The sequence below is a fragment of the Streptomyces sp. NPDC005878 genome (genome assembly GCF_040629815.1).
In the GTDB taxonomy this organism is placed as follows: Bacteria; Actinomycetota; Actinomycetes; order Streptomycetales; family Streptomycetaceae; genus Streptomyces.
The window spans coordinates 52,407-75,735 of sequence record NZ_JBEXWK010000018.1 but is presented as its reverse complement, the minus strand read 5'-3'; the positions used below and the strand labels follow the sequence as shown (position 1 = coordinate 75,735).

The following is a 23,329-nucleotide window of genomic DNA, read 5'->3' as shown; positions in this document are numbered from 1 at the left end:
GGAATCGTCCGGCTACCCTCGGTGACATGAGGATGGCGTACGGCACACACACCCGCGTCCGGCTCGGGGCGGCCACGGCCGTGGCCGCCCTCCTGTCGCTCACCGCCACGCCGCCGTCCGCCGCCGCGCTCGGGCCCCGCTGGCACAGCTGTGTGCGGGACGCCCAGGACACCTCCGGCCGGGAGTTGGAGAAGCTGGGCGCCCGGTGCGCGGAGGTGCGAGTCCCGCTGGACCACACCCGCCCCGGCGGCCCGGCCCTCGGCGTCGCGGTGGCCCGGATCCCGGCCACCGACACCGCCCACCGCATCGGCACCCTCGTGGTCAACGAGGGCGGCCCCGCCGACCCGGTCGTCGACTATCTGCCGGACCGCCACGCCGCGCTGGGCCGGCTCGCCGCCCGGTACGACCTGGTGGGCGTCGACCCCCGCTTCACCGGCCGCAACGCGCCGCTCGACTGCCACTGGCCGACCAGCACGTACTTCCGCTCGGCGGGCGAGGACCAGGCGGGCTTCGACGGGATGACCGCCTTCCAGCGCGACCTGGCCGCCAGGTGCCGCCGCGACGCCGCCGCTCTGCTGCCCTACGCCTCCACCCGCAACGCCGCCCGCGACCTCGACCTGGTGCGCGCGGCGCTCGGCGAGCGGCGGATCTCCTATCTGGGGATCTCCTACGGCACGTATCTGGGCGAGGTCTACACCGCGATGTTCCCGGGCCGCACCGACCGGATGGTCCTCGACGGCGTCCACGAACCGCGCCACCTCGCCCCCTGGGCCGAGTACGGAACGGAGCGGGTGAACGAGAACGCCCTGCGGAACTGGGCCCGGTGGGCCGCGCGGCGCGACGCCGCCTACGGACTGGGCACCACGGCCGACGCGGTCCTCGCCACCGTGGACCGCGTCCGGACCACCGCCGCCCGCCACCCGTTCACCGTCGGCACCTTCCGCATCGACGCCCACGTCCTGCCGGTGCTCCTGTACGGCGTCCTCGGCGACGACCTGGAACAGAGCGACGCGGGCATCGCCGTCATGGTCGGCACGCTGAAGCAGGCCGCCGCGACCGGCCACGCCGAACCCGACCCCGGACTCGCGGAGCTGCTCCCGAGCCTGTTCACCGGCGAGTACTCCGCGTACGGCAGCGCCCAGACGGCGTATCTGTGCGCGGACACCCCGGGCCCGCGCGACCCGGAGGTCTACCGGCGGGCCGTCGAGCGCAGCCGCGCCGCCCATCCGCTGTTCGGGCCGATCGTCAATGACGTCACCCCGTGTCCGTTCTGGCCCGCGCCGCGCGAGCGGCCGACCGTCGTGGACAACGACGTGCCGGCGCTCATGGTGAATGCCACCGGCGATCCGCGCGTGCCGTACACCGAGGCGCGGGCCATGCACGCCAGGTGGCCGAGTTCCCGGCTGATCACGGTGAAGGACTCCTACCGGCACGCGGTGTACGGGCTCGCCTACGGCAGCGCCTGCGTCAACGGCGCGGTCAACGCCTACCTGGCCGACGGACGGCTGCCGCGCGCCGACCTCGTCTGCCCGGCGGCGCGCGGCGACGGCCCGTCGACCGGGCCGGGGCGTCAGGTGCCGTGGACCTCCAGTTCGTAGATCCGGGCCGCGCTGTTGGAGGTGTTGGCCGGGCTGGTGACCAGCAGGCGGACATAGCGGGCGGTGCGGGGGGAGACCGGGTGGTAGGTCCGGCTGGAGCGGGAGCCGGTGACGGTGGCGGCCGTGGTCCAGGAGGAGCCGTCGGCGCTGGTCCGGATCTCGAAGCCGCCGGTGTTCCAGCCGGTGTTCTCACCGCCCAGACCCGCGTGTTCGACGACGAACGACGACACGGTCCGGGCGGAGCCGAGGTCCACCTGGAGGAAGGGGCCGCTCGCGGAGGAGCACCACTTGCTGTTGTTCCGCAACGAGCCGTCCACCGCCCGGTCGGGCGACTCGGCGGCGGCACAGACGGCCGACCCGGTGGCGGTCGCGCCCCGGGCGAGGTTCGCCCCGAGCTCGGGCGCGGCCGGTACCGGAGTGGCGCCGTCCTGGAAGGAGGGCGGTACGTCGGCCGCCCCGGTGCCCCAGGCGGCGCCGGGCGCCGACCCCATGGTGTACGTGAGGGTGGCGCCGGAGGCGAGGTCCGGGTAGCGCAGATAGCTGTGGCTGGTGGGGGTGGCGTTGACGGCGAGGGCCTGCACATAGGCGCCGGAGCCGGAGGTGTTGATGGTGATGTTCCCGGCCACGCGCTGGATGAGGACGGACGGGAACTGCGGCCCGTGCAGGGCCAGCGTGTCCGCGCCGGGCGTCGCCGGATACATCCCGAGCGCGGCCCACACGTACCAGGCGGAGGTCGCGCCGAGGTCGTCGTTGCCGGGCAGGCCGCCGGCGCCGGTGGTGAAGGACTCGGCCATCACCTTGCGCACGGCGTCCGAGGCGCCGGAGGGGCGGCGGGCGTAGTTGTAGGCCCACGGCACCCCGTGCTCGGGTTCGTTGCCGATGTAGTAGTAGGGCCTGCTCTGACCGGCGTTGACCTCGGTGAAGTGGTGGTCCAGTCGCTGGACGGCGGTCTGCCGGCCGCCCATGGAGCTGATCAGGTCGGCGAAGTCGTACGGGACCATCCAGGTGTACTGGGAGGCGTTGCCCTCGGTGAAGGTGGACTGGCTCGCCGGGTCCAGCGGCCAGGTCCAGGAGCCGTCGCTCTTGTGCTGCTGGACGTAGGACGACTCGGCGTTGAAGGTGTTGCGCCACCACTGGGCGCGGGTCATGTGGGTGGTGTACGCGGAGGTGTCCCCGAGTGCCCTGGCGAACTGGGCCACCGCGAAGTCGGACGCGGAGTACTCCAGGGAGTCGGAGGGATCGTCGAGGTAGTGGCGGCTGGTGTACGCCGACTGGCGGCCCCGGATCGCGCTGCCCTGGGTGGTGCCGCCGTTGGACGCCTTCTCCATCAGGGCGAGCGCCGCGCCCGTGTCGAAGTCGCGGGCCCCGAACGCGTACAGGCTGCTCACGATGATCGGCCCCGGGTCGCCCGTCATCACGAAGTCCTCGTTGGTCTGCTGCGACCACTTGGGCAGCAGTCCGCCCTGCTGTCCGTCCAGGACCATCGACTTGGCGATGTCACTGGCCTCGGTCGGCGCGATCAGCCCTATCAATGCGGCCCAGGAGCGGTAGATGTCCCAGCCGGAGTAGTTCTGGTAGACCGGGCGGGCCGAGCGGTGCACGGCGTTGTCGAAGCCCCGGTAGTCGCCGTTGACGTCGCTGGAGATGTTGGGGCTCTGCAGGACGTGGTAGAGCGAGGTGTAGAACTTCTGGCGTTCGGCGGTGCTGCCGCCGCCGACCTGGACCCGGTTGAGCAGCTGGTTCCAGGAGTCGTCGGCCGCCGTGCGCACCGCGCCGAAGTCCCAGCCGCCGTTCTCGGCGGCCAGGTTGGCCTGGGCGCCCGCGACACTGACGTACGACAGGCCCACCTTGAACTGGACCGTGCGGTTCGCCGTGGTGTCGAAGGTGACGTAGGCGCCGGTGTTGGTGCCGGACGCGTTCGCGGAGCGGTCGGTGACGGTGGCGCCGGACCACGTCCCGAAGCCGGTGGGGGTGCGGTCGAAGCGGATGTCGAAGTAGATCTGGTACGTCTTGGACGAGCCGCAGAAGCCTCCGGCGGTCACGCTGCCGGTGAGCTCACCGCCGCTGACGTGCACGGTTCCGGCCCGGCTGCCGGTGGCGCTGCGGCCGGTGGCGACCAGCAGCCGGGAGGCGGACGAGGCGGGGTAGGTGAGTCTGCCCATGCCGGTGCGGGTGGTGGCGGACAGCTCGACGTCGGTGGCGTAGCGGTCCAGGCGCGTCTTGTAGAAGCCGGGGCGGGCGGTCTCGTTCGCCTTGGTGTGGCCCGAGGCGTAGCCGGTCCAGTTGGAGCCGGGTGAGGTGCCGAGCGCGCCGGTGACCGGCAGCAGCGGCAGGTCCTCGTTGTTGGGGCAGCCGGCGCCGTCGAAGTGGGTGAGGCTGAAGTCCTCGACGGTGGTGTCCTTGTAGCGGTAGCCGGACGGTGAGGCGGTGGGGGTGTCGGGGCTGAACTGCACGCCGCCGAAGGGCACTACGGCGCCGGGGTAGGTGCTGCCCCCGGCGCCGCCCGGCACGGGGTTGGGGGCGTTGCTGTCGTCCGTGCCGATGAACGGATCGACGTACTGGGTCAGCGGCAGCACCGCCGCGTGGGCCGGCGCCGCCGTGGCGAGGCCGACGAGGCCGGTGGCGGCCAGGGCGAGGGCGCTCAGCGCCGCCGCGTACCGGGGGCGCGGACGGGATCGGGTGGGGTGCACGGATCGGAGCACGAGGGGGGACCACCTTCTCGCGGAGGCCCGCCCGCCGTCCGGCGGGCTGCCTCGGGGACGGGGGATGCTCGGAGTGCGGGTGCGTGACGGTCGTTGTGAACGTTACCAATCAACTCAGGATTGTTGAGGTGTCCCTGACGACACGTCAAGGGCCCGGCACGTAACAAGCCGGGGAACCGGACGTCGGGGATGGGAACGTTACCAAGTCCGGGCCCCGCGAAGGCTCAGGCCGCACCAGCGGTCCCAAGGTCGGCTCATCCGGCCTGACATGCGGCTCCGTCTGCAATCATCGACACACCACCGTCCGTCGTCCGGGGACGGATCCGCCGCCGAGGAGACCCGTGAAGCGCCCGACGATGAAGGACGTGGCCCGCGCCGCCGGGGTCAGCCCCATGACCGTGTCGCGCGCGGTGTCGGGCGAGCCCGGCGTCTCGCCGGGGACGGCCGCCCGAGTCGAGCAGGCCGTACGGCAGTTGGGCTACCAGCGCAACGACAACGCCCGCAACCTACGGCGCAAGAACCCCGGCACGTCCACGATCGGGCTGGTCGTGGACGACCTGGCCAACCCCTTCTACGCGCTGATGGCCCGCTCGGTGGAGGACGAGGCGCACCGCCGCGGCTGCCTCGTCCTCGTCGGCAGCACCAACGACGAGCCGCGCCGCGAACGCGAGGTGATAGCGGCCTTCACCGCCCGCCAGGTCGACGGTCTCCTGCTGGTGCCCACCATCGGGGGCCACGGGTTCCTCAAGCAGCCGATGGAGGGCGGCACCCGGGTCGTCTGCGTGGACCGGCCCGCCAAGGGGCTGGCCGTCGACACCGTCACGGTCGACAACCGGGCGGGCGCGGAGCGGGCCGTACGCCATCTGCTCGCCCGGGGCCACACCCGGATCGCCTACCTCGGCGACCGGTTCGGCATCTGGACCCAGCGCGAGCGCCACGCCGGCTATCGCGACGCGCTGGCCGCGCATGGCATACCCGAGGACCCCGCGCTCGTACGGCACGAACTGCGCAGCCGGCCGGACGCGGCCGCGGCCCTGGCGGCGCTGCGGGCCCTGGGCCGGCCGCCCACCGCCCTGTTCACCACGAACGACGTCATCACCATGGGGGTGATGGGCGCGCTCGGGGACGCCGACCGCGTCGACGTCGTCGGCTTCGACGACTTCCCCCTCGCCGACCGCCTCAGCCCGCCGCTCAGCGTCGTCAGCCAGGACCCGGTCGCGCTCGGCGCCACCGCCGCCCAGCTGCTGTTCTCCCGGATCGACGGCGACCGCTCGGCGCCCAGGTCCGTCGTCCTGCTCACCCGGCTGATCGTCCGCGGCGGCCCGGAACGGCACGACTCCTGACCTCGCCCGGCGCGACGGCCGCGACGAGCCCTCGGTGCGCCCGCGCCGCTCCCCGCACGCGGCCGACCGGCGCGCCGCGGTCCGCACGCGACACGGTCAGGGGGTGTCGCCCGCCCAGTCCCAGTGGTGCGGGTCGCCCGGCCGGGGTCCGTACCACGCGCGGCCGCCCGGGCCGTGCGAGCCGATCTCCGTGGCGAGGGCCGCGCCTTCGCCCAGCTGCCGCTCGGTCCAGCCGGTGACGTCGAGCAGCAGCCCGTCCAGCGGGCCCGCCACCAGCTCGCGGTAGACACGCCCCGGTCGCGGTCCGGGGTCCGGATCGTCGTGGTCGGCCCCGTAGACCCGGCGCCGTATCAGCTCGTCCATACCCGTCAGCGTGCCACCCACCACTGACAACGCCGGTTCCGGGCGCGGTGACCCGGGTGCGCCGCCCGGGGTGCGGCCCCCCGTGCGATCGCCGATCGTGGTGTCCCGACGGCATTCGGAATCCGCCGGTCCGGGCGCCGGGCGCGGCGGCGGAGCGGCAGTCAGGGCGGCGCGCGATGGAGCTGGAAACCCGGGTCGACGGCCTCATGGACGGGCTCCGCGCCGACCTGGAACGGCTGGCGGCGATCCCCTCGATCGCCTTCCCCGGCTTCCCGCCCGGTCCCGTCGAGGAGGCGCACGACCTGGTGGTGGAGCTGCTCCGGGACGCCGGGGTGCCCCACATCGAACGGCTCGACCTCCCCGGCACCGCCCCGGTGGTCTACGGGCGGATCCCCGCCCCGTCCCCGGACGCGCCCACCGTGCTGCTCTACGGCCACTACGACGTCCAGCCCCCGGGCGACCGGACTCTCTGGCTCTCCCCGCCGTTCGAGCCGACGCCCGTCGAGGGCGGGCTGCGGGCCCGGGGCATCGCGGACGACAAGTCCAACGTCATCGCCCACCTCGGGATGCTGCGGGTGTACGGGGGGCGCCCGCCCGTCGGCGTCACGATCGTCATCGAGGGGCAGGAGGAGTACGGCAGCGCCTTCGACACCTACCCGCCGACCGACCCCGAGCGGTTCGCCTGCGACGCGATGGTCGTCGCCGACCTCGGCAACCTCCGCCCCGGCACCCCGACCCTGACCACCGGGCTGCGCGGGGCGGCCGAGGTGACGGTCGAGGTGCGCACCCTGGACGAGCCCCGCCACAGCGGCGAGTTCGGCGGGGCGGCGCCCGACGCGCTGCTGGTCCTGCTCAAGGCCCTGGCCACACTGCACGACCTGCACGGCGACGTGGCCGTTCAGGGCCTGCGCCGCGACCCGTGGACCGGGACGACGTACACGGAGGAGGAGTTCCGTTCGCTGGCGGGCGTACGGGAGGGGCTTCCCCTGATCGGATCCGGGTCGCTCGGTGAACGGCTGTGGAGCGGGCCCGCGATCACCGTGATCGGCCTGGACGCGCCGGCCGTCGAGCACGCCGCCTCGGCGGTGGTCCCCTATGCCCGGGCCAAGCTGAACCTGCGCTTCCACCCGCTCCAGGACCCGCGCGAGGCACAGCGCGGACTCGTCGACCATCTGCGCGCGCTGCGCCCCTTCGGCATCCCGCTGACCGTCACCCCCGGCGACACCGGGCCCGGATACGAGGCGGCCACCGGCGGTCCCGCCTACCGGGCAGCGCTCACCGCGCTGAAGGAGGCGTGGGGCGAGGAAGCCTCGTACGTCGCCACGGGCGGCTCCATTCCCCTGGTCAACGGCCTGGCCGAGGCGGCGCCGGGTGCGGAGGTGCTGCTGTTCGGGGCCCAGGACAGCATGTGCAACCTGCACGCCCCCAACGAACGGGTCCTCTTCTCCGAACTGCGCGGCACCGTGATCGCCATGGCCGCGTTCGTCCGCGAGTACGCGGAGAACTTCACCCGGGGCGAGGCGCGCGGCGGAGCGGGGGCCGCCCGGTGAGCGGCGTGGGCGGCGTGGGCGGCCCCGGCGGGGCGGCTGGGACCGGCGGGACGGCTGGGCCCGGGGGGTCTGCGGGGTCCGGCGGGTCTCCCGGGCCGGTCGAGCCGGTCGCCCCGGGAGGACCGGGCGGTACACCGCTGGAACCGGTCGGACCCGGTGAGCCGGGCGGTCCCCCGGGGCCGGGCGGCACCGCTTCGACCGAGCCGCCCGGCCCGCCGCCGAAGCGAAGGCTCGCGTTTCCGAGCGCGCTCACCGTCCTCGCGATCGTCACCGTCGCCGTGTGGCTGCTCGCCTTCCTCATCCCCTCGGGCCAGTACGACCGCGACGACAAGGGCGCCCCCGTCCAGGGCACCTATCACCGGGTCTCCTCCGGCCAGAGCTTCGTCGACCGCCTCAACGACCTCTTCCTGGCCCCGGTCAACGGTCTGTACGGCATCCGGGACTCCACCTCCGGCGCGGTCGGCCCCGATCTGACCGGTGATCTGTACGGCAGCGCGGGCGTGTTCCTGTTCGTCCTGGCGATCGGCGCGTTCATCACCGTCGTCTTCGCCACCGGCGCCCTCGACCGGGGCATCGAGCGCCTCGCCCACCGGCTGCGCGACCGCGGCGCCCTGCTGATCGCCGGGGTGATGCTGGTCTTCTCGGTGCTGGGCACGGTGGAGGGCTTCGCCGAGGAGACGCTCGGGTTCTACGGACTGCTCGTGCCGATGATGCTCGCGCTCGGCTACGACCGGATGGTGGCGGTCGGCACGGCGATCCTGGGCGCCGGGGTGGGCGTGCTCTGCTCGACCGTCAACCCCTTCGCCACGGGCGTCGCCTCCTCCGCCGCCGACATCTCGCTGGGCGACGGCATCGTGCTGCGCTTCGTGATGTGGCTGGTGCTCACGGCGGTCACCATCACCTACGTCGTGCGCTACGCCCGGCGCGTCCAGAAGGTGCCCGGGCGCTCGTTGAGCGGTTTCCTGCCCGGGGACCGCGAGCGGACGGCGACGGACGCGGGCGAGGCCCCGCGCCTCACCGGCACGCACCAAGCCGTGCTGGTGGTGCTCGGCCTCGTCTTCGCCTTCATGATCTTCTCGGTGGTGCCGTGGTCGAGCGCGCTGACGGGCAAGGCCGACGCCACACCGTACTCGTTCGAACTGGGCTGGTCCTTCCCGCAGTTGGCGGCCCTGTTCCTGTGCGCCGCGGTACTCGTCGGCATGGTGGCCCGCCTCGGGGAGCAGAAGACCAGCTCGACGATCGTCCAGGGGGCGGGGGACTTCGTCTCCCCCGCGCTCGTCATCATGCTGGCCCGCGGGGTCACCGTGATCATGAACAACTCGCGGATCACGGACACGGTCCTGCACTCCATCGAGGGCGTGGTGAAGGGCACCTCGTCCGGCGTGTTCGCCATCATCGTCTTCGTGGTGAACCTGCCGCTGGCCTTCCTGATCCCCTCCACCTCCGGCCACGCCACCCTCGCCATGCCGATCCTCGCCCCGCTGGCCGACTTCGCGGGCGTCTCGCGCGCGGTGGTCGTCACCGCCTGGCAGGCGGCGAGCGGCTGGATGAACCTGTGGGTGCCGACGACGGCGGTGACGATCGGCGGGGTCGCCCTCGCCAAGGTCGGCTACGACAAGTACCTGCGGTTCGTCTGGCCCCTGCTGGTCATTCTCGCCGTGCTGATCTGCGGATTCGTGGCGCTGGGCGCGGCCGTCACCTGAGCGGCGGGGCAGGGGCCTACACCCTGCGGTGGGCCGGGTGGTCGCCCATCAGGGCGTCCGTCACCAGGCGCACCCCGCGGGCGAGCCGGCCCAGCTGGTCCAGCTCCGTCGCGTACATGCGGATGGTGTTCTCGATGACCGCCTCCGCGACGCCCAGCGTCGGCAGTTCGGCGCGGCTGGTCTGGAGGGCGACCCGGACCGCGCGCATCTCGTGCTGGAGCTGGAGCTGGGCGTGCCGGGCGAGGATGACGTGGTGGCGCGTCAGCGGTGAGTAGCCGGCGTAGCGGGCCGGCAGCAGGTCGCGCAGCCAGCGGGTCGCGGTGCGTTCCCAGTCCCGCGTCCCGGGTTCCTTGACCTGACAGGGCCAGTCCGGGCTGAGCGCGATGGTGGGGGCCGTGTGGGGCATTCTCGTCGCTTCCGAAGTTGTCGAACTCTGATCGAGAGGTGGGGAGGGGGCGGCCCCGGCCTAGGGGTTGGCCGAGGCCGCCCGTGGGCGTCCGCCCGGATCCGAAAGCCTGGATCGGACGTCCGGCTGACGCGAGGAGGGGGGCGTCACGTCGGCTGTCCGCTCTGGGAGGGCGTGGGGAAGCGCCTTCCTTGGCATCTGGGGGATCGGGGGGATCGCCTCCGCCTCAGTAAACATATATACCGTTGAGTAAACAAGGGTATGAAAAAATTCATGCGCACGTACGGTGTGAAGATCCTGAGGAGCCCCACCGGGGAAACGGGCCCGAATCGGGTCCTACAGGAAGAAACCGTGCTGGTCGGCGGCCTGCTCGTACTCTTCGAGGCGCGCCTGGGTCCGCTCCGGGTCGGCGTCCGCCATGGCCTGGAGAAGAGCGGCCGCGAGCACGCCCGGCGCCGCGTACGAGTCGAACACGAGCCGCGACCCGGTGCCCGCGGTGAACGCCACGTCGGCCTCGTCGACCAGCGGCCCCAGGGTGGTGTCCGTGATCAGCGCGATGCGCAGCCCGGCGCTGCGGGCGGCCCGCAGCGCGGCCAGGGTCTCCTTGGCGTGCCGGGGCATGGCGAAGGCCAGCACCCAGGTGCCGCCCGCCGAGCGCGACTGGAGCAGCGCGTCGTAGGCGACGCTGCCGCCGCGCGTCACCAGCCGCACATCGGGGTGGATGCGCCGGGCCGCGTACGCGAAGTACTCCGCGAGGGACACGGAGATCCGCAGCCCGAGGACGGTGAGCGGAACCGAAGCTGCCAGCTCGCGGCCGGTCTCCAGGACCTGGTTGGTGTTGGCCACCAGCCTGCGCACGTTCTCCAGGTTCTCGATCTCGGCGTCGACCGCCGCCTGGAGCTCGTTGTGGCGGATCTCCTCGCGGGTCTCCGGCGAGCCGGCCACCGCGCTCAGCGCGATCGGCTGGAGCACGTCCCGCAGCGCCGGATAGCCGCTGTAGCCCAGGGAGACGGCGAAGCGGGTCACGGACGGCTGGCTCACCCCGGCCCGCTCGGCGAGCTCGGTGATGGAGAGGAACACGGCCTCGGTGAGGTGGTCGATCAGGTACTGGGCGATGCGCCGCTGCCCCGGGGAGAGGCGGTGGCCGTCGAAGAGGGCCCGCACCCGGTCCGCCGCGGGGCGCTCGTGGTGCGACGCCTGCCCGCTCGGCGTGATCGCGGCCGCCTGGGCGCGCGCCTTCTGCCCCGATGACACCGGCGGGCCTCCTTCTCATGCCATGTGTGCTCAAAACATAGCTCACCGCCGCGACGGGCAGGCGCCCGTTCCATCCGCTGGTCACCCGCGTACGCGCGGGGCTCCGGCGGCCCCGTCCGGATCCTCGTGCACGGTGGCGTCCCCCGCTCGATCGGCCTCCCTCGCACGGCGGGCGCCGCCCGTACTCCGGTTGCCTCGTCACCCTCGGCGCCCGCCATCTCCGCCCGGGCCGAACACCGCTGCGGGCAGGGCCTGTTGGGGGCCGCGGCGAGCGCGATACCGGCCGGGAAACGACCCGCCGTGACCGACCGCTCCCCCGTACCGCCTAAAATCGTGCCGCCGGCGGGACGCGCCGGCGGCCAGGAGGGACAGCGCGCGGTGAACAGCGACAGTGACGTACCGATCTACGCCCAGCTCATACGGGAACGGGGTGACGTCCCTGGCGACGTGCGCCGGGAGGCCGAGCAGATCCAGCGCCACCTGGAGCAGGTGATCATGCCGTTCCGCCCGGGCCTGCCGACGCCGGGTTTCTTCCGCTGACCACCCGCCCCACCGCGTCGGCGGAAGCCGGTCAGGACACCGCCTTCGGGCACAGCAGCCTCGGCCCGCCGTCGCCCTTCAGCTTCGCGCTGACGCATCCGGCGGGGACGCCGTGGGACGCGGTGGCCCCGAAGTTGGCGGTCACCGTCAGCACACCGGCGCCGAAGACGGTGCGCTGCACGGCGCGGTCGGCGGTCAGCCAGCGGAAGGACGTCAGCCGCTCGGTGCCCGCTTTCTGGTGCAGCGGGGCGAAGTACCGTTGCAGCGCGGCCAGTTCGGGCCCGTCCTTCTTCAGGGCGGGGCCGTCGAGGACGTAGTTCAGCGGGATGTTGTAGAGCATCGCCAGCATCGCCCGGGTCGTCTTCTGCCGCGGCAGCTTCCCGTAGGACAGCTCCCAGCGCTCGACGTTGACGAGCGAGCCGTGCAGGGCGGTCTCGTACAGCGGGACGCGGTACCGGGGGTCGTACATCTCCCGGGCGAGGTCGGCGGGCAGGTCGACCGGCTTGAAGAACGTTTTGGGCGCCTTCTCGGGGGCGTATCCGCCCCACACCTCCTTGTCGCGCTGGAGCGGCCACAGGCCGTCGCCGACGGGGGTGGCCGATCCGTGGTCGAAGGCGAGGACCTGGTTGGCCCAGGCGCGGGCGGACTCGGAGCCGAGGACGAGCCCGCCGTCGGTGAGGCGCCGCATCCGGGCGAGGCGGTTGGCCCGGTCCCGCGCCTTGGTCATGGGGTGGGCGCGGCTGTGGTCCCGGAAGAGGTCTCCGGCCGCGTCGACGTCGAGGAAGTAGCTGTCGGCGCCGTTGGCCACCATCTGGCGGGTGCGGTCGGCGAGGAGGTGACTGCCCGGCTCGGTCTGCTCGAACGCCTGCGAGCTGAGGTAGCAGCCCCGGTTGCCGAACCCGGTCTCCGGCTTGCCCCGGGCGTCGGTCACGCAGTGGTCGGGGTAGACCCGGCCCGGCCACGCCGAGCTCGGGGAGTCGGCGGTGGCGGGGTCCTGCCCGTTGGCGAAGGAGTCGTACGGGCCGACGAGGTAGCCGCTCCTCTCGGCGGTGCGCACGGCCTGGGAGCTCATCGGGTCGTTGCCCGCGTCGTAGCCGAGCCACATCCGGCTCACCCCCAGCCGGTGCAGCTCCCGCACGCCCCGCGGGGTGCGCGCGTCGCCCCACAGATAGGCGTGGAAGGCGCCGAGCAGCCGACCGTCGGCGGGGTTGGCCCTGATCTTGTCGCGCAGGCTGCCGAGCCGGCCGTGCTCGGAGAGCCAGTCGCGGTAGTCGACGGCCGGGGCCACCGGGTTGCCGTCGGTGAGGGCGAAGGTGACGGTGTACGCGCGGGTGTCCTCGCCCCGGTCGAAGGTGTGGGTGGCCGTGCCGCGCAGCCGGCCGCCCTCGGAGGCGAACCGCAGCGAGGTGCCGATGTCGGTGGGGACGAGGTAACTCGCGCCGCGCCCGCCGTACGTATAGCCCCACATCGGCATGGTGAGGGCGCCGGAGCCCAGGTCGATCGGGTCACCGGTCAGGCCGCGCTCGGGCGCGCTCCAGAAGGCGTCGCCCACGGGGATGTTCAGGCCCTCGCCGCGCGGCAGCTGGAGGTCGGAGGCGGACGCGTCGGTGCCGGTGACCGGCCAGCGCACCTCCCCGTCGCGTCCGGCCGCCATGTCGACGCGCAGCCGCCCGCGCTCGGCGACGGCCGTGACCGTCAAACCCTTCGCGGGGTACGTCCAGCGGGCTCCCCCGCGGATCCGGGTGACCGGACCGGGCCGGCCGAGGCCGGTGGCGGCCGGGGCGGACAGCTCCAGCTCTCCCCCGGCGGCCGGGTGCGCGCGTACGGCCAGTGAGGCGGTGTCGATGACGGCGGTGCCGCCCCGGACGGGGACGGTCACCTTGCCGTCTCCGTCGGGGGCGGAGACCTCGGCGCCGTTCGCCGTGGTGCATCCGGCGAGTGCGGCGAGGGCGAGGGCGGCGGCGAGGCCGTGGGCGGCGGCACGGCGGGGTGTCCGGGCCGGGGCCGGGAGGATTGATCTCATGGGTCGTGAATAGTCGTGTCCCCTAAGAGGGTTCTAAGAGGGCGGGCCGCCGGGCGCCGGACGATCCGTACACCCACCGCCTCCTCCGTCGGCCCGCAGGGCTCAGGGAAGGGTGACTTCGACGCGGAGCGGCAGGTGGTCGGAGGCTTCGCTGTCGAGGACCCGCGCCTGCTGGGGGGCCACGGTGGAGGAGGCGAGGACGTAGTCGATGCGCTTGCGCGGGTTGCGGACGTCGAAGGTGTATCCCGCGCCCTCCCCCGCCTTGCGCCACGCGTCGGCGAGGATCCTGGTCAGTACGCCGACCTCGCCGGCCGCCGGAGGGGCGTTGAGGTCGCCCATCAGCAGGGTGGGACGGCTGGAGCTCTTGATGACGTTGCCGACGGCGTCGGCCTGGGCGAGGCGCTCGGTCTGCGAGGTGTGCTCCAGATGGGTGTTCAGGACGCGCACCGCCGTGCCGTTCACGTCGATGTCGGCCTCGAGGAGGCCGCGTTGCTCGCCCTGGCGCGGGCGGGGCAGCGGGGTGTTGTGCGCCGCGACGACCGGGAACCGGGACAGGATCGCGGTCCCGTACTCCCGCCGCGGCGCCCCGGCCCGCGGCGGGTCGAGGCTGAGGTTGGCGCCGTAGGCCACCTGCATCCCGAGGCGCTCCGCGAGCCAGCTCGCCTGGTCCACGAAGTCGCTGCGCGCGTCGTAGTGCCGGTCGACCTCCTGGAGACCCACGACGTCGGCGCCGCTGTCCTTCACCACCGCGGCGATCCGGTCGAGGGCGAGGGCGTTGTCGGAGTCCGCGCCGTGGTGGATGTTGTAGGTCAGCACGGTCAGGGTCTGAGGTGCGGCCGCCGCCGAGGACGTCGGTGCGACGGCCAGGGGGACGAGCATCAGGACGAGTGCCAGCGCGGGCCTGGCGCACACACGGATCACGGAACACCTCTGTCTTCGAAGTCTGCGGAAGTCGTCGTACGGGCCCGCGCACAACCCGGAGCATGCCGACACGCCCTGACGGGGTGGGTGCTGCCTGGGGCCGTCAGAGCGACATCGACACGGGCGTGAACGGGACGGGGGATGGGACGGTGGACGGGGGGTGGGTTCGCTGCCTTGCTGTCTAACTCCCCACTTACCGAGCAAGGTTGACAAAAATCATCCGATTGGATGGAAAAGCGCCCTCTTGGCCCGTGTGAAACGGCGAAGAAGAGGAGCGTTTCGACGCCCTCCGGGCGGACCTGTCCCGGCCTCCCGGGAGCCCCCTCAAGATCCACTTTGACCGTGCTCAGACAACGCTATGATCCGTGCGCGCGTTCCCGGCCGACCGGGGGGTCGGCTTTCCGCCAACGGGCACGCGCACCCCCCTGACCAAGGAGAACCATGACCTCACAGGTCGCACGGGCGCCAGGGCGCCCGCGGAGCGTGTGGCACCGTGCCCTCGCCCTGGCCGCCGGTCTCATCATGGCCATCGGCACCCTGCTCTTCACCGGCACCACCACCGCCCGGGCGGACGACGCGCACGAGCTCACCTACACCCTGGCATCCGTCGACAAGGGCTCCGCGGAGCCCGCGGCCTGGCAGGTCGCGGCGATGGCCGAGTGGCGGTTCGCCCAGTACTTCGCCTTCGACACCGACTGCCAGGGCCAGCTCAAGCCCGGCGCGAAGTGCATGCTCTCCTACCTCGGCACCGAGAACCCGGTGCAGGCCACCGACGTGTACACCACCGGCTTCCGGCTGGTCTCGCTGCCCGGCCACTCCGAGGGCGCGGGCCGCGCCATCGTGTTCTGGATCGAGCGCACGGACAGCGCGCTGCTGCTGCACGTACGGGCGGACGGGCCGTGGAGCCTGAGCGAGTGGCTCACCTACAACACGCCGGTCGCCACCATCATCTGGGACCAGTACGCCAAGAACCTGTCGTACGGGATCACCCATGGCGAGTGGCACCAGTGGGCGTACCCCGACGGCTTCCTGGAGCACCTCGACTCGCAGTGCCGCTACCCGGTCGACCTGGCGCGCAACGCGCACATCCCCTGCGAGATGGGGCACCTCTACTGGCCGTGGCAGTACGGTCCGCCGGACGGGCAGAACACCTGGGGGTGCGCCGCCCACGGCGGCGCGGTCTCCCCGGCCGCGAACCGGGCCATCGACGCGGCCTGTTCGCAGGTCGCGGCGGGCACCTGGTACAGCTGGGGCGGCGGCCACGGAGCCTCGCCCGGTGCCTCCTACGGGTGGGTGGACCAGTCGGATCCCGAACGCAGCAAGAACGACCCGTACCGCAAGGGCTTCGACTGCTCGGGCCTGGTGCGGTGGGCCTGGTCGCAGGCGGTGGGCTACGACGTCATGGGCAACACCACCGCCGCGGGCATCTTCAGCCTGCCGGGACAGCGGCTCGGCACGGACACCACGGCGCTCAGCCCGGGTGACATCGTGTTCTGGGGCAAGCGGTCGGTGCACCACGTGGCCATCTACCTGGGCGCGGGGAAGATCGTCGAGGCGCGCGAGTCCGACACCCATGTGATGGTCTCGGACCTGAACAGCCACAACATGGCTGACTACGCGGGTGGTCTGCGGTTCATGGGCGGGGCGGGCTCGGGCAACCACATGACGTGGGGAACGGGTATCAACGTCCGTTCCGCCGCGGCCCGTTCGGCCTCGGTCGTCACCACCTTCCCCGGTCCGACGGCGATCACCATCGACTGCCAGAAGCACGGCGAGTCGGTCACCGCCGAGGGCATCACCAACGACGTCTGGTCCCATCTGCCGGACTACAACGGCTGGGTCAGCAACATCTTCGTCAAGGGCGCCTACTGGCTCGACGGGGTGCCCGACTGCGGCGGTGCGAGCGGCTCCGGGGAGCACTCGACCTGGGGCGACAGCGTCAACGTACGCTCCACGCCCTCGCGCTCCGGCTCGGTGGTCACCACCTTCTCCGCCCCCACCGCCATCCACATCGACTGCCAGAAGCACGCGGAGTCGGTGACGGCGGAGGGCATCACCAACGACGCCTGGTCGCACCTGCCCGACCTGGGCGGCTGGGTGAGCAACATCTTCGTCAGGGGCGCGGCCTGGCTCGACGGTGTGCCGGACTGCGGCGGTGGCACGTCGACCGGCAACAACAGCACCTGGGGCACCGACGTGAACACCCACGCGCACCCCACCACCACCTCCGCGGTGAAGAGCACCTTCTCCGGGCCGACCCCGGTGAAGATCGGCTGCCAGAAGCACGCCCAGTCGGTGACCGCCGAGGGCATCACCAACGACGTGTGGTCGTACCTGCCCGACTACGGGGCCTGGATCAGCAACATCTACCTCAAGGGCCCGGCCTGGCTGGACGGTGTCATGGACTGCACCCGGCCGCCGGCCCTGGACCCGGACACCGGCAGCGGAGGCGGCACCAGCGCGGGCGCCGACGGTATGTTCAGCACCTGGGGCACCGGGGTGAACACCCATGCGCGTCCGTACGTCACCTCCGACGTGAAGAACACCTTCAGCGGCCCGACCCAGGTCAGGATCGGCTGCCAGAAGCACGCGCAGTCGGTGACGGCCGAGGGCGTCACCAACGACGTGTGGTCGTACCTGCCGGACTACAACGGCTGGGTCAGCAACATCTTCGTCAAGGGCGCCTACTGGCTCGACCGGGTCATCGACTGCACTCGGCCGCCCGCCCTGGACCCGGAGACCAGGGCCTGACCGCTGTGCGGTGAACGGCACGACGCCCGGGCGTCCGCTCCCTCCGGGGAGTGGACGCCCGGGCCTTTTCCGCCGGTACGCGGGCCCGACCGTCTCAGAACGTCAGGTTCCAGCTGTCGATCCGGCCGGTGTCACCGCCCGCGTTGTCGTTGACGCGCAGCTTCCACGTGCCGTTGGCCACCCGCGCGGACGCGTCGACGGTGTACGTCTGGTGGATGTCGTCCGCGCTGCCGCCGGTGTGGTTGTGCAGGGTGTACACGGTGCCGTCGGGGGCGACGAGGTCGACCTTCAGGTCGCCGATGTAGGTGTGCACGATGTTCACCCCCACCTTGAGCGCGGCCGGGGCGTTGCCGGTCACGCCGGTGACGGTGAGCGCGCTCTCCACGGTGGTGTTGTCGCCGATGGCGACGTCGGCCGTGTTCTCGAAGTACGCGCCCGGCGGGACGGTGCCGCCGACCGCCTTGAGCGCGTCGACCTGGCCCTCGCCGAAGAACGCGTTCTTGGCGGTGGTGCCGGTGCACCGGCTGTCCGACGGGCAGGCGACGTCGTTGGCCTGGACGGCCAGCTTGTCGCGGAGCTGGGCCGGGGTGATCCCCGGGGTGGCGCTCGCCAGGAGCGCGGCCACTCCCACGACGTGCGGGGAGGCCATCGAGGTGCCGCTCTTCGTGCCGTACTTGCCGCCCGGCAGGGTGGAGTAGACGCCGTTGGAGCCGTCGCCGCCCGGGGCCGCGACGTCGATGACGCCGTTGCCGAAGTTGGAGTAGGACGCCTTCACGTTGCCGCTGCCCATCGCCGAGACGGTGACGACGCCCGGCAGCTCGGTGGGGATGTCGAGGCAGGCGTTGGTGATGCGGCGGGTGGTGGGCGTCGAGTCGTTGGGGCTCTCGGTGTCGGTCGTCTTGTTCGCGAGGTCGTAGTTGGAGTTGCCCGCGGCGGCGACCTGGAGGGAGCCCTTGCCCTCGGCGTACGCCTGGGCGCGCCGCACCCCCTCGATGATGGCGGCCTGGTCGGCGTTGTCCGGGCAGTTGAACTGCCACGGGTCGGTGTAGTAGCTGTTGTTGGTGACCTTGAAGCCGTGGTCACCGGCCCACATCAGACCGCAGACGGTGTTCTCCGCGTAGAAGAGCGTCGAGCCCGGCTCCGCCAGGCGGACCGAGGCGATCTTCACTCCGGGGGCGACGCCGACGACGCCCTTGCCGTTCCTGGCGGCGGCGATCGTGCCCGCGACGTGCGTGCCGTGGCTGTCGACATCGCGCCAGGCGCCGGCGCGGGTGTCCGGCTTGCCGTAGGCGCAGGAGACGGAGTCGGCGGCGTCGAAGTTGGCGGAGAGGTCCTGGTGCTGGTCGTCCACACCGGTGTCGAGGACGCCCACCTTCACCGAGGACGATCCGGTGGAGACCGCCCAGGCCTGGTCGGCCTTGATCTGGCTCATGTCCCAGCGCACCGGCTCACCGGCCGGGGTGGTCGACTGGGCCGGGTTGGCGGGCAGCGCCGGGTTGTAGGCGTCGGCCGGGACGTCCGCGGTGCGGGTGGCGCCGACCTGCTGGACTCCGCCGACGCCCCGCATGGTGGCGGCGAAGGTGCCGGAGGCGGAGTGGGCGACGATGACGCCGATCGCGTCGAAGGAGGAGAACACCGTGCCGCCGTTGGCGGTGACGGCCGAGCGCACTGCCGAGGTGTCACCGGGGGCGGTGATGACCAGGTAGGCACGGGTGCCCGCGGCCCAGGCCGCCGTGGTGCGGGCCGTGACCGGCGCGGTCGCGCGGGCCGGCGCGGTGGCGGACGGGGCGACGGGCTGGGTGCTCGCGAGGGCGGGAGCCGCGAAGGTCAGCGCGGCTCCGAGGGCGACGGCCCCGGCCAGGAGGCGTCGGGGGCGTCTGGATATGGGGGGTATCAATGCGTCCTCCGATGACCCGACAGGCACGGGTGGCACCTACCGGGTCGTACGAAACGAGTGGTGGACGCAAGATGTCAGATGATCAGCCGGGGAGGGAAGGGGCTTTCGCGGTGCGGGTGTTCATCTGCGGCACGCACACTGTGCCCACGAGGCCATCACCGCCGTCACCGGCCCTCCGCCCGGACGCGGGCGGTCAGAGCGCGTGCCCGGTCGTCGCGTCGACGTGGGCGGGCACCTCCTCGTGGCGGTCTCCCACCGAGAGCGTGCCGCTGGGCTCGAACATGAGGATCGAGGCACCGGTCGGCGCGGAGGGTTTGTGCTCGGTGCCGCGCGGCACGGTGAAGACCGAGCCGGTGGTCAGCGTCACGGTCCGCTCCCCGCCGTCCTCGCGCAGCGCGATGCGCAACTCCCCGTCGACCACCAGGAAGAACTCGTCGGTGTGGTCGTGGACGTGCCAGATGTGCTCGCCCTCGACCTTGGCGACCCGTACGTCGTAGTCGTTGACGCGGGTGACGACGCGGGGACTCCACAGGGCGTCGAAGGAGGCGAGGGCACGGTCGAGGGCGATGGGCCGGGCGGCGGGGGTGTCGTCGGTGACGGGGTGGTTGCTCATGGGCCCATCCTCGGATGTGCCACCGCCCCGCCGTGAGTGCTAGAAATCGCACATGCCGCAAGATTCCTCGCACGGGACGCACGGGACGCACGCGTCGCGCACCCACCGGGTCGTCGTGATCGTCGACGAGAACTCCAACCCCTTCGAGCTCGGCTGCGTCACCGAGGTGTTCGGGCTGCGCAGGCCCGAACTCGGCCGCGAGCTCTACGACTTCACCCTGTGCGCCCCGGAGACGGACACCCTGATGCGGGACGGGTTCTTCACGCTCACCGGAGTCGCGGGGCTGGACGCGGCCGACAGCGCGGACACCCTGATCGTGCCCAACCGGCCGGACACCGACGTGCCCCGGCGCCCCGCCGTCCTCGACGCCGTACGGCGGGCGCACGCGCGCGGGGCGCGGCTGGTCGGGATGTGCAGCGGCGCCTTCACCCTGGCCGAGGCCGGGGTCCTCGACGGGCGCCGGGCCACCGCGCACTGGCAGTGGGCCGAAGCGTTCCGGGCCCGCTTCCCCTCGGTCGACCTGCGGCCGGACGTGCTGTTCGTCGACGACGGTGACATCCTCACCTCCGCGGGGAGCGCCGCCGCCCTCGACCTGGGGCTGCACCTGGTGCGCCGGGACCATGGAGCCGAGGTGGCCAACGCGGTGAGCCGGCGGCTGGTGTTCGCCGCCCACCGGGACGGCGGGCAGCGGCAGTTCGTGGAGCGGCCGGTGCCGGACACCCCGGACGAGTCGCTGGCGCCGGTGCTCGCCTGGGCGCAGGAGCGGCTCGGCGCACCCCTCACGGTGGCCGACCTCGCCGCCCGCGCGGCCGTCAGCCCCGCCACCCTGCACCGCCGCTTCCGCGTCCAGCTCGGCACCACCCCGCTGGCCTGGCTCATCAGCGAGCGGATCGCCCTCGCCTGCCGTCTCATCGAACGGGGTGAGCGACGGCTCGACGTGGTCGCCCGGAGCAGCGGCCTGGGCACCGCCGCCAACCTCCGGTCCCGGCTGCGCCGCGAGACGGGCCTGAGCCCCTCGGCGTACCGGCGGCGCTTCGGGCCGGAACCGGCGCCCGTACCGGGCTGACGGCAGGACGACAGCACACGCGGACGGCATCCGGCCGCCTGCGGAGGAGTCACCCGCGCGCCCGCACCCGTCTCTCCGGGGACGGGGCCAGGGCCGGGGACGGGGACGGGGACGGGGTCAGCCCGCGCAGTACGTGTCCTTCTCGGGGCGCTCCCCCGTGGTGAGGAACGTGGTGACCGCGCGGTCGCCGCACGCGTTGCCGTTGTCCAGGTACATCCCGTGGCCGCCGTGGTCGACGGTGACCAGACGGGCCCGGTCGCCCCAGGCCCGACGCATCTTCAGGGCGCCGAAGTACGGCGTCGCGGGGTCCCGCAGGCCCTGGATCATCAGAATGTTGGACGGGCCGTCGTCGGTGACGCGGACCGGCTTCTCGGCGGGCCCCTCCTTGAAGAAGGCGCAGGGCACGATGTTGACCGGACTGCCCGCCGTGAGCGGGTGGCGGAGCCGGTCGGCCGCGACAGCCCGCTCGTACGTCCCGGGTGTCCGCCGGGGCCAGCTCACGTCGTTGCAGATGACCCCCACGGTGGCCGCCGCGTCCTGGTCGCTGAGGGGCTCGGCGAGCGGCGGGGGCAGGACCGGCGTCACGGCGGGGTCCTGGGCCTGCTGGACCAGGCGCGCCAGCATGGGGAAGGAGCTGTCCGAGTAGAGGGCCAGCTGGAGCGCCTGGCGCAGGTGGTTGCCGGTGAGCGCGACACCGTTGGTGGTCGTCTCCCTCGGCTGTACGTCGAGCTTCGCCGCCAGCGCGAGGAACAACGGCCGTACGTCTGACGGGCGTTGGGCCAGTCGCAGCCCCTGGGCCTCCCGGGCCGGGTCCGAGGCCCAGGCCGCGAAGTCGGGGAAGCGGATGTCGGCCGCCGGTGCCATGTTCGCCAGCCAGCCGCGCTCGACGCGGCGCGGGTCGGGGTCGCCGTTGCTGTCGAGCACCCAGCGGTCGGTGTGCTGGGGGTAGGACTGCGCGTACACCGCGCCCACATAGGTCCCGTACGAGACGCCGTACGCCGACAGTCTGCGCTCGCCGAGCGCCTGGCGGAAGCGGTCGATGTCGCGGACCTCGTTGCGCGTGGTGAAGCTGCGCAGGACCGCGCCCCCGTTGCGCTCGCAGGCCTCGGCGACGCGGCGGGACCGGGCGACGTTCTCGCTGATGTCGCCGCCGGGGCCCGGCCAGGACCGCAGGTTCACCAGCATGCGGTCGTCGGCGGAGAGTCCGCAGCTCGCGGTGGTGCTGGCGCCCACGCCGCGCGGATCGAGGCTGACGACGTCATAGGCGCCGCCGGTCTCCGTGCGCAACGCGGGCCCCTGCTCGGCCAGTTGCCGCACCCCGGAACCGCCGGGCCCGCCGGGGATCACGAGCAGGGCCCCGCGCCGCTTGTCCGGGTGCTGACTGCGCAGCCGGGACACGGCGACGGTCAGGCCGGGGCCCCGCGGGTGGGCGTAGTCGAGCGGTACGGGGAGCGAGGCGCACTCCTGCCCGCTCACGGCGCCGTCGAAGGCGCAGGGTTTCCAGTCGAGCGCGTCGGACGCGGGCGCCCCGGCTCCGGTGGAGCGGGCCTGGGCCGCCGGGGCGGCGGTGGCGGTGAGGGCCGTGGTGGCGGCCGCGAGGGTGAGGGCGATCGCGAGGCCCCTGGTGCGGTAAGTCGTCATGCGACAAGGGTGGTTGAGGGTTCCCCGTGGTCCCATCCGGCAGGCAGGCCGACCGGGGTGGGGATATCCCCCGAACCCCTCGAACCCCCAGGAGGCACCCGCGGCGCTCTTCCGGGCGGCCCGGGGCGTCCGCGGGTCAGCGCACGATCTGGTCGCCGTCCGGCACGTCCTCGACCGTCACCAGGGCACGCGGTTGCCTGAGCCGGAGTGCGACCGCGTCGGCCAGCCCCGCGAAGTCCCGGCCTTCGGGCTGCGGCACCGCCTCCCCCTCGCCGTACGCCTCGATCGCCCGCGTGAAGTAGCCGGGGTGCCAGGCGCCCACCGCGCCCCGGACCTCGACGGCGGCGACGGGCCGCCCGGCCACGGCCCTGCGCAGCGCGGGCAGGATCGCGTCGGACCGCAGCTCGCCCGGCACCTGGAACAGGCTGGCGTGGGCGCCGACGAGTCCGCCGCCGCGCAGCCGGACCGTCACCGTCAGACAGCTGGTGACGGAGGGGTAGGTGAGCACACCGCCCCGTGCCACCTCCCTGACCTGTCCCTCGGTCACGGTGGCGGTGATCGGCGCCGGGCGGGTGGAGGACGTGGCCACGGCCGGCCGTGGCTGTGCCTGGGCCGGGCCGGTCGCGACGGCCGCGAGGAGGGGGAGGGCCAGGGCGAGCACCACGGCACGTGATCCGCTACGGGTCGGTGAGGTGTGCCGGGGCGGCTGGTGGGAGGACAAGGAGGCTCCTGTGGGAGGGGGTCGGGGTCGACGAGCGTCCGACGGTCTGGTCAGCCGCCCGGCTGCCATCATCCGAGGTCAGGGCGGTTGAGGACAAAACGGCCCGGCGCGGCGCCGGTCAGGGTTCGCGAGCCCCGGCCGGCACGCGGCGCCGCGCGGCCTTCCGGGCCTACCCCCCTGCCCAAGTCCAGGACCCGGCCGTTCCGGCTCCGCCGGCGGCGGAGATCCATGGGTATC

Annotated in this window: 16 protein-coding genes and 1 pseudogene; 7 read left to right on the top strand and 10 right to left on the bottom strand. The window is 72.9% G+C overall.

Features of this window, described 5'->3' with window-relative positions:
* The first annotated feature begins 26 nt into the window (after positions 1–26).
* Positions 27–1,598 (top strand): alpha/beta hydrolase, encoded by a 1,572-nt coding sequence (locus ABZ404_RS24665; protein ID WP_358836602.1) that lies wholly within the window; start codon positions 27–29, stop codon positions 1,596–1,598.
* Here ABZ404_RS24665 and ABZ404_RS24660 read toward each other — a convergent pair.
* The gene (locus ABZ404_RS24660) at positions 1,571–4,300 is read right to left on the bottom strand and encodes a GH92 family glycosyl hydrolase (RefSeq protein ID WP_358836603.1); all 2,730 of its coding nucleotides are present in this window, start codon (positions 4,298–4,300) and stop codon (positions 1,571–1,573) included. The genes ABZ404_RS24665 and ABZ404_RS24660 overlap by 28 nt on opposite strands.
* Positions 4,301–4,641: 341 nt before the next feature.
* On the opposite strand from ABZ404_RS24660, the gene ABZ404_RS24655 reads away from it, so the two are divergent.
* On the top strand, positions 4,642–5,643 hold the full coding sequence (locus ABZ404_RS24655; RefSeq protein WP_358836604.1) for a LacI family DNA-binding transcriptional regulator: 1,002 nt from the start codon (positions 4,642–4,644) through the stop codon (positions 5,641–5,643).
* 96 nt (positions 5,644–5,739) lie between these two features.
* Here ABZ404_RS24655 and ABZ404_RS24650 read toward each other — a convergent pair whose 3' ends face one another.
* Positions 5,740–6,006 carry a hypothetical protein gene (locus ABZ404_RS24650; RefSeq protein WP_358836605.1) on the bottom strand — a complete coding sequence of 89 codons (267 nt, stop codon included), beginning with the start codon at positions 6,004–6,006 and terminating at the stop codon, positions 5,740–5,742.
* 176 nt (positions 6,007–6,182) lie between these two features.
* Between ABZ404_RS24650 and ABZ404_RS24645 the strand changes: the two genes are divergently transcribed.
* Together ABZ404_RS24645 and ABZ404_RS24640 are read left to right on the top strand one after the other, a co-directional pair.
* Positions 6,183–7,556 carry a M20/M25/M40 family metallo-hydrolase gene (locus ABZ404_RS24645; RefSeq protein ID WP_358836606.1) on the top strand — a complete coding sequence of 458 codons (1,374 nt, stop codon included), beginning with the start codon at positions 6,183–6,185 and terminating at the stop codon, positions 7,554–7,556.
* 212 nt (positions 7,557–7,768) lie between these two features.
* Positions 7,769–9,259, top strand: a pseudogene (locus ABZ404_RS24640) (YfcC family protein); the annotation flags it as partial.
* Positions 9,260–9,275: 16 nt separating this feature from the next.
* On the opposite strand, the gene ABZ404_RS24635 reads toward ABZ404_RS24640, so the two are convergent.
* Positions 9,276–9,665: a hypothetical protein gene (locus tag ABZ404_RS24635; RefSeq protein ID WP_358835243.1), complete on the bottom strand. Its 390-nt coding sequence runs from the start codon at positions 9,663–9,665 to the stop codon at positions 9,276–9,278.
* 336 nt (positions 9,666–10,001) lie between these two features.
* Positions 10,002–10,919, bottom strand: a complete 918-nt coding sequence (locus tag ABZ404_RS24630; protein ID WP_358835242.1) for a MurR/RpiR family transcriptional regulator — start codon at positions 10,917–10,919, stop codon at positions 10,002–10,004.
* 378 nt (positions 10,920–11,297) lie between these two features.
* Here ABZ404_RS24630 and ABZ404_RS24625 point away from each other — a divergent pair, with 378 nt between their 5' ends.
* Complete coding sequence (locus ABZ404_RS24625; RefSeq protein ID WP_358835241.1) at positions 11,298–11,459, top strand: hypothetical protein; 162 nt, start codon at positions 11,298–11,300, stop codon at positions 11,457–11,459.
* A 31-nt stretch (positions 11,460–11,490) separates the two neighbouring features.
* On the opposite strand, the gene ABZ404_RS24620 is transcribed toward ABZ404_RS24625, so the two are convergent.
* Together ABZ404_RS24620 and ABZ404_RS24615 are read right to left on the bottom strand one after the other, a co-directional pair.
* Positions 11,491–13,482 (bottom strand): glycoside hydrolase, encoded by a 1,992-nt coding sequence (locus tag ABZ404_RS24620; protein ID WP_358835240.1) that lies wholly within the window; start codon positions 13,480–13,482, stop codon positions 11,491–11,493.
* Between the two features lie 102 nt (positions 13,483–13,584).
* Positions 13,585–14,403 carry an endonuclease/exonuclease/phosphatase family protein gene (locus ABZ404_RS24615; protein WP_358990877.1) on the bottom strand — a complete coding sequence of 273 codons (819 nt, stop codon included), beginning with the start codon at positions 14,401–14,403 and terminating at the stop codon, positions 13,585–13,587.
* A gap of 441 nt (positions 14,404–14,844) precedes the next feature.
* On the opposite strand from ABZ404_RS24615, the gene ABZ404_RS24610 reads away from it, so the two are divergent.
* Positions 14,845–17,154, top strand: a complete 2,310-nt coding sequence (locus ABZ404_RS24610) for an NlpC/P60 family protein (protein ID WP_358835238.1) — start codon at positions 14,845–14,847, stop codon at positions 17,152–17,154.
* A gap of 94 nt (positions 17,155–17,248) precedes the next feature.
* Here the strand turns inward: ABZ404_RS24610 and ABZ404_RS24605 are convergent, their stop codons facing one another.
* Together ABZ404_RS24605 and ABZ404_RS24600 are read right to left on the bottom strand one after the other, a co-directional pair.
* Entirely contained in the window at positions 17,249–19,051 is a 1,803-nt protein-coding gene (locus ABZ404_RS24605; protein WP_358835237.1) for a S8 family serine peptidase, read from the bottom strand.
* Between the two features lie 193 nt (positions 19,052–19,244).
* Positions 19,245–19,664, bottom strand: a complete 420-nt coding sequence (locus tag ABZ404_RS24600; RefSeq protein ID WP_358835236.1) for a cupin domain-containing protein — start codon at positions 19,662–19,664, stop codon at positions 19,245–19,247.
* A 52-nt stretch (positions 19,665–19,716) separates the two neighbouring features.
* On the opposite strand from ABZ404_RS24600, the gene ABZ404_RS24595 reads away from it, so the two are divergent.
* Positions 19,717–20,730 (top strand): helix-turn-helix domain-containing protein, encoded by a 1,014-nt coding sequence (locus ABZ404_RS24595; RefSeq protein WP_358835235.1) that lies wholly within the window; start codon positions 19,717–19,719, stop codon positions 20,728–20,730.
* Positions 20,731–20,847: 117 nt separating this feature from the next.
* On the opposite strand, the gene ABZ404_RS24590 is transcribed toward ABZ404_RS24595, so the two are convergent.
* Positions 20,848–22,371, bottom strand: a complete 1,524-nt coding sequence (locus tag ABZ404_RS24590) for an alpha/beta hydrolase (RefSeq protein WP_358835234.1) — start codon at positions 22,369–22,371, stop codon at positions 20,848–20,850.
* A gap of 136 nt (positions 22,372–22,507) precedes the next feature.
* Positions 22,508–23,092: a hypothetical protein gene (locus ABZ404_RS24585; RefSeq protein ID WP_358835233.1), complete on the bottom strand. Its 585-nt coding sequence runs from the start codon at positions 23,090–23,092 to the stop codon at positions 22,508–22,510.
* Positions 23,093–23,329: the final 237 nt, after the last annotated feature.

Bases quoted from the DNA above. Each gene is read 5' to 3' on its own strand.
- ABZ404_RS24600 (WP_358835236.1), bottom strand. From the start codon at position 19,664: ATGAGCAACCACCCCGTCACCGACGACACCCCCGCCGCCCGGCCCATC.
- ABZ404_RS24595 (WP_358835235.1), top strand. From the start codon at position 19,717: ATGCCGCAAGATTCCTCGCACGGGACGCACGGGACGCACGCGTCGCGC.
- ABZ404_RS24610 (WP_358835238.1), top strand. From the start codon at position 14,845: ATGACCTCACAGGTCGCACGGGCGCCAGGGCGCCCGCGGAGCGTGTGG.
- ABZ404_RS24590 (WP_358835234.1), bottom strand. From the start codon at position 22,371: ATGACGACTTACCGCACCAGGGGCCTCGCGATCGCCCTCACCCTCGCG.
- ABZ404_RS24665 (WP_358836602.1), top strand. From the start codon at position 27: ATGAGGATGGCGTACGGCACACACACCCGCGTCCGGCTCGGGGCGGCC.
- ABZ404_RS24635 (WP_358835243.1), bottom strand. From the start codon at position 9,665: ATGCCCCACACGGCCCCCACCATCGCGCTCAGCCCGGACTGGCCCTGT.
- ABZ404_RS24650 (WP_358836605.1), bottom strand. From the start codon at position 6,006: ATGGACGAGCTGATACGGCGCCGGGTCTACGGGGCCGACCACGACGAT.
- ABZ404_RS24645 (WP_358836606.1), top strand. From the start codon at position 6,183: ATGGAGCTGGAAACCCGGGTCGACGGCCTCATGGACGGGCTCCGCGCC.
- ABZ404_RS24620 (WP_358835240.1), bottom strand. From the start codon at position 13,482: ATGAGATCAATCCTCCCGGCCCCGGCCCGGACACCCCGCCGTGCCGCC.